At 70.3% G+C, this 14,858-nt stretch carries 11 protein-coding genes; 2 read left to right on the top strand and 9 right to left on the bottom strand.

Annotated features, from left to right (window positions below; genetic code table 11):
- Positions 1–330: 330 nt before the first annotated feature.
- Together BMY74_RS39010 and BMY74_RS39005 are read right to left on the bottom strand one after the other, a co-directional pair.
- A complete protein-coding gene (locus tag BMY74_RS39010) occupies positions 331–1,404 on the bottom strand; it encodes an MBL fold metallo-hydrolase (protein ID WP_089925713.1) in 1,074 nt (357 codons plus the stop codon).
- A gap of 126 nt (positions 1,405–1,530) precedes the next feature.
- Positions 1,531–4,908 carry a pyruvate carboxylase gene (locus BMY74_RS39005; RefSeq protein ID WP_089925710.1) on the bottom strand — a complete coding sequence of 1,126 codons (3,378 nt, stop codon included), beginning with the start codon at positions 4,906–4,908 and terminating at the stop codon, positions 1,531–1,533.
- Positions 4,909–5,227: 319 nt separating this feature from the next.
- Here BMY74_RS39005 and BMY74_RS39000 point away from each other — a divergent pair, with 319 nt between their 5' ends.
- Positions 5,228–6,523 (top strand): coiled-coil domain-containing protein, encoded by a 1,296-nt coding sequence (locus tag BMY74_RS39000; protein WP_245786622.1) that lies wholly within the window; start codon positions 5,228–5,230, stop codon positions 6,521–6,523.
- A 142-nt stretch (positions 6,524–6,665) separates the two neighbouring features.
- Here the strand turns inward: BMY74_RS39000 and recG are convergent, their stop codons facing one another.
- Together recG and BMY74_RS38990 are read right to left on the bottom strand one after the other, a co-directional pair.
- Positions 6,666–8,825, bottom strand: a complete 2,160-nt coding sequence (gene recG, locus BMY74_RS38995) for an ATP-dependent DNA helicase RecG (RefSeq protein WP_089925705.1) — start codon at positions 8,823–8,825, stop codon at positions 6,666–6,668.
- Positions 8,826–8,839: 14 nt separating this feature from the next.
- Positions 8,840–10,450, bottom strand: a complete 1,611-nt coding sequence (locus BMY74_RS38990) for a DAK2 domain-containing protein (RefSeq protein WP_089925702.1) — start codon at positions 10,448–10,450, stop codon at positions 8,840–8,842.
- A 148-nt stretch (positions 10,451–10,598) separates the two neighbouring features.
- Between BMY74_RS38990 and rpmB the strand changes: the two genes are divergently transcribed.
- Positions 10,599–10,790: a 50S ribosomal protein L28 gene (rpmB, locus tag BMY74_RS38985; RefSeq protein WP_030467945.1), complete on the top strand. Its 192-nt coding sequence runs from the start codon at positions 10,599–10,601 to the stop codon at positions 10,788–10,790.
- 20 nt (positions 10,791–10,810) lie between these two features.
- On the opposite strand, the gene BMY74_RS38980 is transcribed toward rpmB, so the two are convergent.
- The 5 genes from BMY74_RS38980 to BMY74_RS38960 form a co-directional block, all read right to left on the bottom strand.
- On the bottom strand, positions 10,811–11,983 hold the full coding sequence (locus tag BMY74_RS38980) for an MFS transporter (RefSeq protein ID WP_281245043.1): 1,173 nt from the start codon (positions 11,981–11,983) through the stop codon (positions 10,811–10,813).
- Between the two features lie 26 nt (positions 11,984–12,009).
- Positions 12,010–12,684 carry a uracil-DNA glycosylase gene (locus BMY74_RS38975; RefSeq protein ID WP_089925696.1) on the bottom strand — a complete coding sequence of 225 codons (675 nt, stop codon included), beginning with the start codon at positions 12,682–12,684 and terminating at the stop codon, positions 12,010–12,012.
- 183 nt (positions 12,685–12,867) lie between these two features.
- Positions 12,868–13,389 carry a gamma carbonic anhydrase family protein gene (locus tag BMY74_RS38970; protein ID WP_089925692.1) on the bottom strand — a complete coding sequence of 174 codons (522 nt, stop codon included), beginning with the start codon at positions 13,387–13,389 and terminating at the stop codon, positions 12,868–12,870.
- Between the two features lie 10 nt (positions 13,390–13,399).
- Positions 13,400–13,810: a GNAT family N-acetyltransferase gene (locus BMY74_RS38965; RefSeq protein ID WP_177230136.1), complete on the bottom strand. Its 411-nt coding sequence runs from the start codon at positions 13,808–13,810 to the stop codon at positions 13,400–13,402.
- A 56-nt stretch (positions 13,811–13,866) separates the two neighbouring features.
- The gene (locus tag BMY74_RS38960) at positions 13,867–14,835 is read right to left on the bottom strand and encodes a thiamine-phosphate kinase (protein WP_089925685.1); all 969 of its coding nucleotides are present in this window, start codon (positions 14,833–14,835) and stop codon (positions 13,867–13,869) included.
- Between the last annotated feature and the right edge of the window lie 23 nt (positions 14,836–14,858).

Below are 14,858 nucleotides of genomic sequence, written 5' to 3'. Positions count from 1 at the left end.
CTTGCTGCATGCCTGAGGGGGTGTCAACTCGACACGCTTTTCGTCGAGTTGACACCCCCTCAGGCATGTGGCCCGCTCCTGGTGCGGCTCGTGATGGGACCCCACCGCCACCGCGCCCAAACCAAGCAACCGGCAGCCGCCCTAAGCAGCAGGCGTGCCATCAGCCCACAGGCGGCGCTACCCCCTGATCAGATTGCCGGGGTCTGGGGCAGAGCCCCAGGGAAAGCACACAAGGCGACCAGGCCGCCCGCAAAACAACCACCCGCACAAGCCGCCACCCGCACAAGCAGGCCACCCGCACAAGCGGCGACCGAGCCGAAATCGGCAAGGTCAGGCGAGCGCCTGCCACCACCCGTCGACCTCACCGGGCGAATCCACGTCCACCCGCTCCCCAGGCCGAGGCACAGCCAGCCTCAACCCGGCAGCCTTGGCCTCCCGCCAGATCCGGTCGATCGGCTCCCCCCAAGGGTGGAACCCGAGGTTGAACGTCGCCCAATGCACCGGGATCAACAGCCCACCACCGAGGTCGTCGAACGCCCGCACGCCCTCCTCAGGCGTCATGTGGATGTCGGGCCAGGCATCGTCATAAGCCCCGACCTGCATCAACACGGCATCGAACGGCCCGTGCTCCGCCCCGATCTTCCGGTAGCCCTCGAAGTACCCGGTATCACCGCTGTAGAACACCGACCGCTCACCGCGCTTGATCACCCACGAAGCCCACAACGTCACGTTGCGCTGCACCGAACGCCCGGAGAAGTGCTGAGCCGCCGTGCAGGTGAGCGTGAACCCGTCCACCGAGTGCGACTCGTCCCAGTCGAGCTCCACGATCCGCGACGCGGGCACGTCCCACCGGGCGAGGTGCGCCCCGAGACCCAACGGCACGACGAAGACCGCGGAGGTCGACGACGTCAGGTCCTGCACGGTCTGCATGTCGAGGTGGTCGTAGTGGTCGTGCGAGATCACCACGGCGCTGATCGCCGGCAAGTCAGACAGCCGGTGCGGAACCGGATGCAGCCGCTTCGGGCCCACGTGCACGGACGGCGAGACTCGGTCGCTCCACACGGGATCGACGAGCACGGCGGCGCCGTCGATCTCGATGAGCGCCGACGCGTGGCCGTACCAGGTGATGTGCACACCTTCGGAGACCGGCGACTGAGGTCCCACCAGCGGCACCGGCACGGACGGCTTGCGGTCCTCGCCGCCGAAGAGGAAGTCCCGGATCGAGAAGGAGTCGCGGTCGGGGACCGTGCGGACTTCCTTGTCGTTGTGGAACTTCCCGTCCCGGTAGCGCGGCGACCGCGACATGTGGACCGGGTCCGGCTTGCCGCCGAGCTGCCTCGGAACGTCCTTCAACGCCCACGCCACGCCCGCCAGGCCGACGAGGCCGGCCAACGCCTTCTTCATCTGAGAAACCCTCTTCCCCTGACTCCCGTGCCCGGTGCAACGCACGAAATCGTCGTGGAGTTCCAGGGCCCCCGCAGCACGAAGGGCCCGATCCCACGCGGAGATCGGGCCCTTCGGACAAAGCGGTTACTGCAGGACGATCAGCAGGTCGCCGCCCTCGACCTGCTGGGCACCGCGCAACGCCAGGCGCTGCACGACGCCCGCCTTCGGGGCGGTGATCGCGGCCTCCATCTTCATGGCCTCGATCGTCGCGACGGTCTGGCCGGCGTCGACGCTGTCGCCCTCGGCCACCACGGCCGTCACCACGCCGGCGAACGGGGCCGCCACGTGGTTCGGGTTGCCGCGGTCGGCCTTCTCGGCGGCCGGGATGTCGGCGGCCACCGAGCGGTCGCGGACCTGGATCGGGCGCAACTGGCCGTTCAGCGTCGCCATGACCGTGCGGATGCCCCGCTCGTCGGCCTCGGAGATCGCCTCCAGGCCGATCAGCAGCCGGACACCCGGCTCCAGGTCGACGGAGTACTCCTCGCCCGGACGCAGGCCGTAGAAGAAGTCCTTGGAGCGCAACACCGACGTGTCGCCGTACGCCTCGCGGTGCGTGGTGAACTCCTTGGTGGGCGCCGGGAACAGCAGCCTGTTCAACGTCGCCCTGCGGGAGTCGGCGAGGCCCGCCTCGTCCTCGGCGGAGAGCTCCTGCACCGGCTTCGGCGCGGGACGGCCCTCGAGGGCCTTGCTGCGGAACGGCTCCGGCCAGCCGCCGGGCGGGTCGCCCAGCTCGCCGTGCAGGAAGCCGATCACCGACGCCGGGATGTCGAACCTGCCGGGGTTCTCCTCGAACTCCTTCGGCTCGACGCCGGCGCCGACGAGGTGCAGCGCGAGGTCGCCGACGACCTTGGACGACGGCGTCACCTTCACGAGGTGGCCGAGCATGCGGTCGGCGGCCGCGTACATCGACTCGATCTCCTCGAACTTGTCGCCGAGGCCGAGAGCGACGGCCTGCGTGCGCAGGTTCGAGAGCTGACCACCGGGGATCTCGTGGTGGTAGACGCGGCCGGTCGGGCCGGGGATGCCGGACTCGAACGGCGCGTAGATCTTGCGCACCGACTCCCAGTACGGCTCCAGGTCGCAGACGTTCTGCAGGTCGAGGCCCGTCGAGCGGTCGGTGTGGTCGGTCAGCGCCACGATCGACGACAGCGGCGGCTGCGATGTCGTGCCCGCCATCGACGCGGTCGCGCCGTCGATCGCGTCCACGCCCGCCTGGATCGCCGCGAGGTACGTCGCCAGCTGGCCGCCCGCCGTGTCGTGCGTGTGCAGGTGGACCGGGAGGTCGAACTCCTTGCGCAGCGCGGTGATCAGGCGCGACGCGGCCGGGGCCCTCAGCAGGCCCGCCATGTCCTTGACGCACAGCACGTGCGCGCCGGCGCCGACGATCTGCTCCGCGAGCTTGAGGTAGTAGTCCAGTGTGTACAGGCGCTCGTCCGGGTTGGACAGGTCGCTGGTGTAGCAGAGGGCGACCTCGGCGACGGCGGTCCCGGTCTCGCGCACGGCCTCGATCGCCGGGCGCATCTGCTCGACGTCGTTCAGGGCGTCGAAGATCCGGAAGATGTCGATGCCGGTGTTCGTCGCCTCCTCCACGAACGCCTTGGTCACGGCCTCGGGGTACGGCGTGTAGCCGACGGTGTTGCGGCCGCGCAGCAGCATCTGCAGGTTGATGTTCGGGACGGCCTCGCGCAGCGCCGCGAGGCGCTCCCACGGGTCCTCCGCGAGGAAGCGCAGCGCGACGTCGTAGGTCGCGCCGCCCCAGCACTCCAGGGACAGCAGCTCGGGCGTCATGCGCGCGACGTGCGGCGCGACGGCGAGCAGGTCCTTGGTGCGCACGCGGGTCGCGAGCAGCGACTGGTGGGCGTCGCGGAACGTCGTGTCCGTGACACCGACCGGCTTGCTCTCGCGCAGCCAGCGGGCGAAGCCCTCGGGGCCGAGCTCGACGAGCTTCTGCTTGGACCCGGCGGGCGGCTCCGCGTTGAGGTCGACGACCGGCAGCTTCTCGCGCGGGTCGACCGCGGTCGGGCGGGTGCCGTTCGGGTGGTTGACCGTGACGTCCGCGAGGTAGGTCAGCAGGCGGGTGCCGCGGTCGGCCGAGTGGCGCGCGGTCAGCAGGTGCGGGCGCTTCTCGATGAACGACGTGGTGACGCGGCCCTCGTAGAAGTCCACGTCGTCCAGCACGGCCTGGATGAACGGGATGTTCGTGGACACACCGCGGATGCGGAACTCCGCGATCGCACGGCGCGCACGGGCGACGGCGAGCGAGAAGGTGCGGCCGCGGCACGTGAGCTTCACGAGCATCGAGTCGAAGTGCGGGCTGATGGCCATGCCCGCGCCCGCCGTGCCGCCGTCGAGGCGGATGCCGGAACCACCCGGCGAGCGGTAGGCGCTGATGGTGCCGGTGTCCGGGCGGAACCCGTTGGCCGGGTCCTCCGTGGTGATGCGGCACTGCAGGGCCGCGCCTCGCAGCTGGACGGTGTCCTGGGACAGGCCCAAATCCTCCAGCGTCTCGCCGGACGCGATGCGCATCTGCGACTGCACCAGGTCGACGTCGGTCACCTCTTCCGTGACCGTGTGCTCGACCTGGATGCGCGGGTTCATCTCGATGAAGACGTAGTGGCCTTCGGGGTCGAGCAGGAACTCCACGGTGCCGGCGTTGCGGTAGCCGATGTGCCTCGCGAACTTCACGGCGTCGGCGCAGATGCGGTCGCGCAGCTCGGGTGCGAGGTTCGGGGCGGGCGCGATCTCGATGACCTTCTGGTGGCGCCGCTGCACGGAGCAGTCGCGCTCGAAGAGGTGGATCACGTTGCCCTGGCCGTCGGCGAGGATCTGCACCTCGATGTGGCGCGGCTCGACCACGGCCTGCTCGAGGAAGACGGTCGGGTCGCCGAACGCCGACTCGGCCTCGCGCGAGGCCGCCTCCAGCGCCTCGCGCAGCGCCGCCGGGTCGTCGACCTTGCGCATGCCGCGGCCGCCACCACCGGCGACGGCCTTCACGAAGACCGGGAAGCGCATCGTCTTCGACGCTTCGAGGAGCTCGTCGATGTTCGACGACGGCGGGCTCGACTCGAGCACCGGCAGCCCGGCCTCGCGGGCGGCGGCGATCGCGCGGGCCTTGTTGCCCGTCAGCTCCAGCACCTCGGCCACGGGGCCGATGAAGGTGAGACCTGCCTCACGGCACGCCAGCGCGAGTTCCGGGTTCTCCGACAGGAAGCCGTAACCGGGGTAGATCGCGTCGGCGCCGGCCTTGCGGGCGGCCTTGATGATCTCGTCGACGGAGAGGTAGGCGCGAACGGGGTGCCCGGCCTCACCGATCTCGTAGGACTCGTCCGCCTTCAGCCGGTGCAGCGAGTTGCGGTCCTCGTGAGGGAAAACGGCGACCGTTCCAGCGCCTAGTTCGTAAGCGGCTCGGAACGCGCGAATCGCGATCTCGCCGCGGTTGGCGACAAGAACCTTGCGGAACATCCGTGCCCTCCCGGTGTTACTCGGCGGTCATCAGTCGAGGCACGTTACCGTGCGACTCTTGCCTGTTGGGAGGACTGTCTCACGTGATGGGTGTCATCCTGATCGGTCTTGCTCAGGTGGATTCTCGCGTGATGGGAGTGAAACCGATACCCACCACCCGGTCAGACTGCGGCCGGTAGTGGGTTTAACCAGATCGAGTGACGATCTTCGTAACTATCTCGGTAGGGTGAGCCATATGGCCGGGGCTGATGGAGCCGGGCAGCCTACTGCCCGCACACCGCATTTCGACGTTGTCCTTCGTGGTTACAACCAGCGACAGGTGAACGAACGCGTCACCCGCTTGGAGTTCGACCTCAAGAACTCGAACCGCTCCCGTGACGCGGCCGCCGCGCAGGTGGCGGAGCTCACCAAGATGCTCAACGCGATGCGCGCGGACCTCGACAAGACCAAGGTCCAGCTCCACAACCTCGCCAACAGCCCCGTCAGCGCGTCGAACGTCACCGAGCGCGTCCGCGTGATGATGAGCCTGGCCGAGGAAGAGATCGCGGACATCCGCAAGGACGCCCTCGACAAGGCCGCCGCCACGCGCGGTGAGGCGGAGAAGTGGGCCGCCGACCAGCGCGAGGCCCACCAGCGCCTGCTCGCCGAGACCGAGGCGCGCCGCAAGCAGCTGGAGATGAACTACCAGCAGCGCCACGCCGAGCTCGACCAGCAGACCGCCGGCCGCAGGTCAGAGCTGGAAGCCGAGCACGCGGCGCTGCAGGCGAAGCTCACCACCGAGCACGAGGCCCTGGTCGCGGACGTGCGGGCGAACGGCGAGCGCGTCGCCGCCGACTTCGAGAAGAAGTCGGCCGACCTCGACGCCCACCGGGTCGAACTGGACGCGAAGTACAAGGCGTACCACGACCAGCTCGACAAGGAGTACGACGACCTCAAGGCGAAGCTGACCGCCGAGCACCAGAAGGTGCTGGCGGACGCGCGGGCCGAGGCCGAGCAGATCGTCGCCGACGCGGAGGCCAAGCGGACCGCGGCGCTGCAGAAGCTCGAGGGCGAACTCGCGGCCAAGCAGGCCGAGGCCGAGAAGGTCCTCGCGGACATCGAGGCCGAGTCGCTGGCGCGCGCCGAGAAGGTCACCTCCGAGGCGTCCGCGAAGGCGACCGCCCTGGTCAGCGCGGCGGAGGAGAAGGCGGCGACGACCCTGCGCACGGCCGAGGACAAGGCCACCGCGACCGTCGCGGAGGCCGACCAGAAGGCCGCGACCACCGTGCGCGAGGCCGACGAGAAGGCCACCACGCTCGTTCGTGAAGCCGACGCCAAGGCCACCACGCTCCTGCGCGACGCCCAGGAGAAGTCGGCCGCGGCCGTCGCCGAGGCGGACCAGCGCGCGGCCGCCGCGTCCGAGAAGGAGGCGTCGCTGCGGTCGGCGCACGACAACCTCGCGACGCAGTTCCACGCGGCCCAGGCCGCGGTGGAGGCGGCGATGTCGGTGCTCAAGCCCCTGGAGGACGGCACCGCCGACGCCGACGAGGCACCTCGTGCCGCCGCGTCCGGTCCGTCGGGTGCGTCCGGTGAGCAGAAGACCGAGCAGCTGCCGAAGCCGCGTCAGAAGGACTGAGTTCTGGGGAACGGCGGCAGGCCGGTCGTGGCCCGGCTCGTCCGGCAGCCGCCGTTCGCCGGGAAGTCGCTGGTGAACCCGATGGGCTCCCGGCCGTCGAGCGAGCCGATGCTCGCCTGACTCCGCGCGCGACCCGCCGCCGTCAGGTCTTCTCCAGGTACTCGGCCCGCTCCTCCGTCAGCAGCGTCGCCACCATGCCCGCCAGGCCGGGGTGCGCGGCCAGGTCCGGGTCGGCGTCCACGACCTGCTGGGCCGCGGTGCGGGCGTCGGCGATGATGTCCTCGTCGCGCAGCAGGGAGAGCATCTTCAGGCCTGAGCGGCGACCGGACTGGGCGGCGCCCAGGATGTCGCCCTCGCGGCGCAGTTCGAGGTCGAGCTGCGCCAGCTCGAAGCCGTCCAGGGTGGACTCGACGGCCCGGAGGCGTTCCATGGTGGCCGTCATCTCCGGCATCTCGGTGACGAGCAGGCACAGGCCCGGCGCGCTGCCCCGGCCCACCCGGCCGCGGAGCTGGTGGAGCTGGGAGACGCCGAAGCGGTCGGCGTCCATGATGGCCATGACGGTGGCGTTCGGGACGTTGACGCCCACCTCGATGACCGTGGTGGCGACCAGGACGTGCACCTCGTTGGCGGCGAAGGCGCGCATCACCGCGTCCTTGTCCTCCGGGGGCATGCGGCCGTGCAGGATCTCGATGCGCAGGCCGCGCAACGGGCCGGCGGCGAGCATGTTCGCCACGTCGACCACGGACAGGGCGGGGCGCTTGTCGTCGTCGCCGTCGGACTTCGCCGGCTCCTCGTCGCCGATGCGCGGGCACACGAAGTACGCCTGGTGGCCCGCCGCCACCTCCTCGCGGACCCTGGCGAACGCGCGGTCGAGCCACGCGGGCTTCTCGCGGACGGGGACCACCGAGGTCTTGATCGGGGAACGGCCACCGGGGAGTTCGCGCAGGGCGGAGACCTCCAGGTCGCCGTAGACCGTCATGGCCACCGTGCGCGGGATCGGGGTCGCGGTCATGACGAGGACGTGCGGGTTCTCGCGTTCGCCGCGGGCGGAGAGCGCAGCGCGTTGCTCGACGCCGAAGCGGTGCTGCTCGTCGACCACGACGAGACCCAGGGAGTGGAACTCCACCTTCTCCTGGATGATCGCGTGCGTGCCGACGACGATGCCCGCCTCGCCGGTCACGATGTCGAGCAACGCCTGGCGTCGCTGGGCCGTGTTCATCGAACCGGTCAGCAACGTGACGCGGGTGGCGTCCTCCGCGCCGCCCAGCTGGCCCGCCTGGGCCAGGTCGCCGAGCATCTCGGACAACGACCGGGCGTGTTGTGCGGCAAGGACTTCCGTGGGGGCGAGCATCGCCGCCTGACGGCCCGCGTCGACGGCCTGGAGCATCGCTCGCAACGCGACCATCGTCTTGCCCGACCCGACCTCGCCCTGCAGCAGGCGGTTCATCGGCACGACCGACTCCAGATCGGTGGAGATCTGCTCCCCCACCTCCACCTGGCCCGCCGTCAGCGTGAACGGCAGGCGCGCGTCGAAGGCGTCCAGGATCCCGCCGGTCCGGCGTGCGCAGGAGGGCGCGGGGCGCGCGGTGGAGGCCTTGCGGCGCTGCGCCAGGGCCAGCTGCACGGCCAGCGCCTCGTCCCACTTCAGGCGAAGCTGGGCCACGGAGATCTGCGCCCAGCTCTCCGGGCGGTGGATCGACCGCAGCGCGTCCTCCAGGCCGATCAGGCCCTGCTCCTCGCGGAAGTCGGCGGGCAGCGGGTCCTCCGGCACGCCGTCCCAGATCTCCAGGAGCTGCTTCACGCAGTTCGCGATGTTCCACGTGTTGATGTGCTGCGAGGCCGGGTAGACGGGCAGGAACGCCTGCAGGAACGACGACCCGTCCTGCTCCGCCGACAACACCTCGAACGCCGGGTGCACCAGCTGCAGGTTCTGCCGGTAGCGGCCGACCTTGCCGGCGAACAGGGCGCGCGTGCCCGGCAGCAGCTCCTGCTCGGCGACGAACGCCGGCTTGCCGAAGAACACCAGGTGCAGCTCCGACGTGCCGTCGGTGATCACGGCCTCCGTCATCTGGCCGCGGCGCGCCTTCATCTGGCGCTTCTGGCACTTGCGGACCTCGGCCTGCACCGTCACGTGCTCGTCGATTTCCAGCGACCTGATGTCGGTCAGCTTCCCGCGCTCGTCGTAGCGGCGCGGGTAGTGGCGCAGCAGGTCACCGACCGTCGTGAGGCCGAGGCCGGTCTCCAGTGCGTCGGCGGTCTTCTTGCCGAGCAACGGCTGCAGCTTGTCGTCGAAGGAGATCATCGCGTCTTATTGAACTACTCGACACCGACAAAAATCACCGCGTCCGGCTGGCCGCCCGGATACGCCGTCACCTCGACCTCCGGATGGGTGACCCGCACGTGGTCCTCCACCACGTCGGCGAGGCCCTCCGGCGCGTCCGCGCCCAGGATCACGGTCACGAGCTCACCACCGCCCGCCAGCATGCGGTCGACCAGCCGGCAGGCCAGGTCCAGCAGCGACTCCGGGGCGGCGGGACCGGGCTCGATCAGCACGACCTCGCCGTCCAGCATGCCCAGCAGGTCGCCGGGCTGGCAGCGGCCGACCCAGGTGATGGCCTCATCTGCGGCGATCGAGAGCTCACCTCGGCGCGTGGCCGCGGCGGCCTCGGCCATGGCGACAACGTCGTCACCGGCACGGCGAGAGGAGTCGTGCACCGCCAACGCCGCGAGGGCCTGCACGGGCGAGAACGTCGGCACCACCACCACGTCCTGTCCGGCGGCCTGTGCGTACGCCACGGCTTCGTCCAGGACCTCACGCAGGTCCGGATCGCCGGGCAGCACAGCGACGTGACGCGCGCGCGTCGACACGATGGCCGACAACAGGTCCGTGGGCGTCGCCGAGGAAGCAGCGAGGTCGAACACCGTGGCGCCCTCCGCGCGGAACAGGTCCACGGCGCCGCTCACGACCACCACGATCGCCCGGTCGCGCACGAACCGGGACGCCTGCGCGGCGATCTGGTCGGCGAACCGCGCCACCGTGATCCGGTGCGGACGTCCGGCGCGCACTCCCGCCTCGACGGCCGCGCCGATGTCGTTGCAGTGCACGTGAACGGTCCACAGGGCGACGCCGTCGCCCACCACGGACACGCAGTCGCCCAGCCCGTTCAACGTGGCGCGCAGCTCGGCGACCAGCTCCTCCGAGGTGCCGTCGATCAGGTACATGACCTCGTACTCGAACTCCGACGACCCGCCCTCGCGCGCGGTCGTCAGCGACTCCGGGGTGCGCGGCAGCAAGGGCGCGTCCACCGGCGTTTCCACGGTCTGGCCGGTGATGACCGCAGCCAGTGTGTCCAACAACACAACGAGCCCGCGTCCACCCGCGTCGACCACGCCCGCCTTGGCCAGCACGGCGAGCTGACGGGGTGTGTCGGCCAGCGCGACGGCGCCCGCGCGCGAGGCCGCCATCACCACGTCGTCCAACTCGTCCGAACCGCAGTCACGCGCGGCCTCGGAGGCGGCGTGCAGCACGGACAGCACGGTGCCGGGCACCGGCTTCGACACCGCGGCCGTGGCCAGCTCGTCGGCCCGGTGCAGGCCCTTGCGCAGCGCGGAGCCGGTGACCAGGGAGACCTCCTGCACGGTCTCCGCGAGCCCCCTGAGCACCTGGGACAGGATCACGCCCGAGTTCCCGCGCGCCCCCGCGAGAGCGCCGCGGGCCAGCGCCGACAGCGCGTCCCCCACCGTCGACATGGGCGAGCGCAGCAGCGCGTCGAGCGCCGACTGCATCGTGTGCAGCAGGTTCGTACCTGTGTCACCATCCGGGACGGGGAAGACGTTGATCTGGTCGATCGACTCCCGATTGGCGTCCAACGACCGCACGCAGGCGTCTGCCCATCTGCGCACCGCGACCGCATCCATGACCTGCATGGCGGCGAGAGTATCCACCCGGTTTGGTCGCTGGTGAGGCCACCGGCTACCCTGATTGGGTTGCCGTGCCCGGTTGAGGCTTGTGCACGCTTGCGCGCCCACCGGGACGCATGACTTACCGCTTGAGGAACCTGAAGGAGTGGCTGACGTGGCTGCCGTGTGCGACGTCTGTGGCAAGGGGCCGGGCTTCGGCCATTCGGTTTCGCACTCCCAGCGGAAGACGAACCGCCGCTGGAACCCGAACATCCAGTCTGTGCGCGCGAAGGTCTCGGCCTCGCAGCGCCAGCGGATCAACGTGTGCACGTCCTGCCTGAAGGCCGGCAAGGTCGTGCGCGGCTGATCACCGCCACAGATCGTTTTTCAAGGGGAGAGCCCGGCTTCGGCCGGGCTCTCTTCGCGTTTCAGGGCACGACGCACGAACACCAGGCAGGCGAGCCCGCTGAGCAACGCCCCGGTGCCGCCGAGCGCGAACACCGTTCTCGGCCCCAGGACCAGCAACATCCCGCCCGCGGCCGCCGTGCCGAGCAGGTTCGCCCCGATCACCATCGACCCGGCCGCGGCGAACGCCCGCCCGCGCATCTCCTCGGGTGTGCGCAGCCGCACGACGGCGTTCAGGGCCACGTTGTGGACCCCGTTCGACACCCCGCCGATCACCCAGCCCGTCCCCGCCGCCACGACGACGGGGAACGCCGCGGGAACCAGCACCCCGATGCCCGTGGTGACGGCCGCGACAGCGATCGCCTGCGTCACCTGGGAGACGCTCCGGAGCCTCGCGGCCACCCGGTTGCCGACGAGGATCCCGCCCAGCCAGCACGCCTGCATGGCGCCCAGCACGAACTCGTCGCCGTGCAGCACGTACCGCACGAACGCGGGATCGGCCACGTTGACCACCACGACCGTGCCGACGCAGAAGGCCAGCCCGGCGATCGCCGCGAACAGCACGGGGTCCCGCCGCACGTGCCGAATACCGGCGAGCGCACTGGGACGTGCCTCGTGCGCGCCGGAAGGCCTGCGTTCCGAACGCACGAGCGTCAGCATCACCGCGTAGACGAGGAACGTGCCGCCGTCGACGAGCAACGCGACGGGATGGCCGAAGGCCCCGGCGAGCAGCGCACCACCGGTGACGCCCGCCATGCTGCCGAGACTGCGCCCGGTGCTGAGCCACGCGTACCCGCGCGTCGCGTCCTCTTCGCCCGCGATGTGCGGCACGAGAGCGGAGATGCAGGGCTGGGCGACCGCGCGGCCACAGCCGGAGACGAACACCAGCGCCACCACGAACGCGGGCTGCCCCATCAACGGCGCCACGGACGCGATCGCGAAGCCCTGGAACACCAGCGCGGTGATCAGCAGCCGGCGGTTGGGCAGCCGGTCGACGAGCGCGCCCGCCAGCGGGGCGCCGAGCACGAACGGCAGCAGTTCGGCGACGAGGATCGCCGCGACCAGCAACGGGCTGATCGGCGTCGCCCAGAACAGCAACACGAGCAACGACAACGAGTTGCCGAACTCGCTGACGGCCGCACCGGCGGCCGTCAGCGTCAGATCACGTCGTGCCGGGGCAATTACGGGAGCTTCCAGTCGATCGGTTCGGCGCCCTGCTTCTCCAGCAGTTCGTTCGCGCGGCTGAACGGCTTCGAGCCGAAGAACCCGGAGTGCGCCGACAGCGGCGACGGGTGCGCCGACTCGATGGCGGGCAACGGTTGCAGCAACGGACGCAGGTTGCGCGCGTTGCGGCCCCACAGGATCGACACCAGCGGTGCGTCACGGGCGGCGAGGGCCTTGATCGCCTGCTCGGTGACGGCCTCCCAGCCCTTGCCCTGGTGGGAGTTCGCCTTGCCGGGCTGCACGGTCAGTGCCCTGTTGAGCAGCAGCACACCGCGCTCGGACCACGGGGTCAGGTCGCCGTTGGACGGAATCGGGTGACCGAGGTCCTCCGCGTATTCCTTGTAGATGTTGATGAGCGACTTGGGAATGGGACGGACGTCCGGCGCGACCGAGAACGACAGGCCGACCGCGTGGCCGGGCGTCGGGTACGGGTCCTGGCCGACGATCAGCACCTTCACCTGGTGGAACGGCTGCTGGAACGCACGCAGCACGTTCTCGCCCGCGGGGAGGTAGGTGCGGCCGGCGGCGACCTCCCCGCGCAGGAACTCACCCATGGCGGCGATCTGGTCAGCGACGGGGGCGAGAGCTTCAGCCCAGCCGGCTTCGACAACTTCGTTGAGGGGACGAGCCACGGCTGTGAACCCTATCTCACCCAGTGCCGCGTCAGTCGGCCTTTGCCCCGTCTTCGACGTTCAGACGGTCGCATCGTGGTGCCGGCCTCGCGTCCCTGTACTGGTTGTACCGGGGCGCGGGGCCGGTGCCGCGAGGTGGCCCGCTGAGCGTCGAAGACGCGGCGAAGGTCGGCTGACGCGGCACTAGTCGAGGCGGCGGAGCTTCTCCCGGTACAAAGCGATGTTCTGAACGTACTTCTCGACGATGAACGCCCAGGCTTGTTCCGGCACAACGTGTCCGGGCCTCTCCTTCGCGGGCACTCCCAGCACCATCGTGCGCTCGCGGACGTGGCCGTCGAACGAGACCACCGCACCGGCGCCGACGATCGCGCCCTTCTCCACGATGGAACCGTTGAGCACCACCGAACCCGAGGCGATCAGGCAGTCGTCGGAGACCGTGGCGCCCTCGATGTGGACGTTGTGGCCGATGACGCACGACGAGCCGATGTGCACCGGGTGGACCTCGGTGCAGTGGACGACGGTGCCGTCCTGGATCGACGTGCGCTCGTCGATCACGATGCGCCCGTAGTCGCCGCGCAGCACGGCCTGCGGCCACACCGACGAGAAAGCACCGATGCGCACGTCGCCGATCACCGTCGCGTCCGGGTGGACGTACGCGTCCGGGTGGATCTGCGGCGTGTAGTCCCCCAACGCGTAGATGGCCATGCGCCTGAACCTACAACGACTTCCCGAAGCAGCGGCTGTCCGGGTGGTCGCGGTAGACGCCGAAGTTCGCGATCGGCGCGTATCCGCTGGACGTGTACAGGCTGATCGCCTCGGGTTGCTTCAGCCCGGTCTCCAGCACCATCCGCTCCAGCCCCGCTTCTCGCGCGGTGACCTCCAGATGCGCGAGCACCAGCCGTGAGAGGCCCTTGCCGCGTGCGGAGTCGACGACGTACATCCGCTTGATCTCGGCGGCGCCTTCGAGCTCGTCGTTCACGCGCCAGCCGCCGCACGCGACGGGCACGCCGTCGAGGTAGCCGATGACGAAGTAGCCGAGCGGCGCGGCGAACTGCGCCGGGTCGACCGGCGTGATGTCGACGTCGCCGTAGCGCTCGACGTAGACCTGCTGGAGGTCGTCGATCATCTTGACCGCATCTGGATGGTCATACGCGCGCGTGCATAGTTCCACGGCAGTGAAGTCTACGCCCGCCAGTGCTCCCAGCCGGGAGGTTTTTCGTACACCCTGCCGTCGACCGTCACACCTCCGCCCGCGCGGACCGTGCCGATCGTCGTCCAGTTCGGCGGCACCGCCTTGGGTCCCGGGAACGTCGCGGCGAGGGCGTGGTCCTCGCCGCCGGTCAGCGCCCAGTGCCGCGCGTCGCCGCCGAGCGCTGACGCGACGTCGAGCAGACGCGGGTGCAGCGGCAGCAGTTCGGTGCGGACGTCGATCGCGACTCCCGACGAGTCCGCGATGTGACCGAGGTCCTGCAGCAGTCCATCAGAGACGTCGATCATCGAAGTGGCGCCGGCCTCCGCGGCCTTGGGGCCCTCCTCGTACGGCGGCTCCGGGGCGCGCTGGGCGTTCACGATGCCCACCGGCGAACGGAATCCGCGCCCGAGCACCGCCAGTCCCGCGGCGGCCCAGCCGAGCCTGCCGGTGACCGCCACGACGTCCCCGACGAGCGCTCCGGACCTCGTGATCGGCTCCAGCCCGTTCATGTCACCCATGGCGGTGATGGAGATCACCAGTGTGGCGGAGCTGACCATGTCGCCGCCGACGACGCCCGCGCCGGCCTTCGCCGCTTCTTCCCACAGCCCCGCCATGATCCCCTCCACGACGGACGCGCGGGTGTCGGGCGGGCACGCGAAACCGACGAGCAGAGCGGACGGCAGCGCTCCCATCGCGACGACGTCGGCGAGGTTCACCGCGGCCGCTTTTCGGCCCACCTGCTCGGGACTGGACCAGTCGAGTCTGAAGTGGACACCCTCGACCAGCAGGTCCTTGGAGGCGACGACCCGTCCGTCCGGGACGGCGACGACGGCCGCGTCGTCACCGGGACCGAGGATGGTCGTCTCCGGCTGCGCCCGACCGGTCGTCACCCGGTGGATGAGATCGAACTCACCCACATCGGCGACCGTCTCCGCGTCGCGCGGCGGCTCCGGACGCAAAGTTGCCTCCCATTCTGAGCATT

The organism is Lentzea albida, assembly GCF_900111005.1.
Classification (GTDB): Bacteria; Actinomycetota; Actinomycetes; order Mycobacteriales; family Pseudonocardiaceae; genus Lentzea; species Lentzea albida.
The sequence above is the reverse complement of the archived record's forward strand: the minus strand, read 5'-3'. Positions and strand labels throughout refer to the sequence as shown.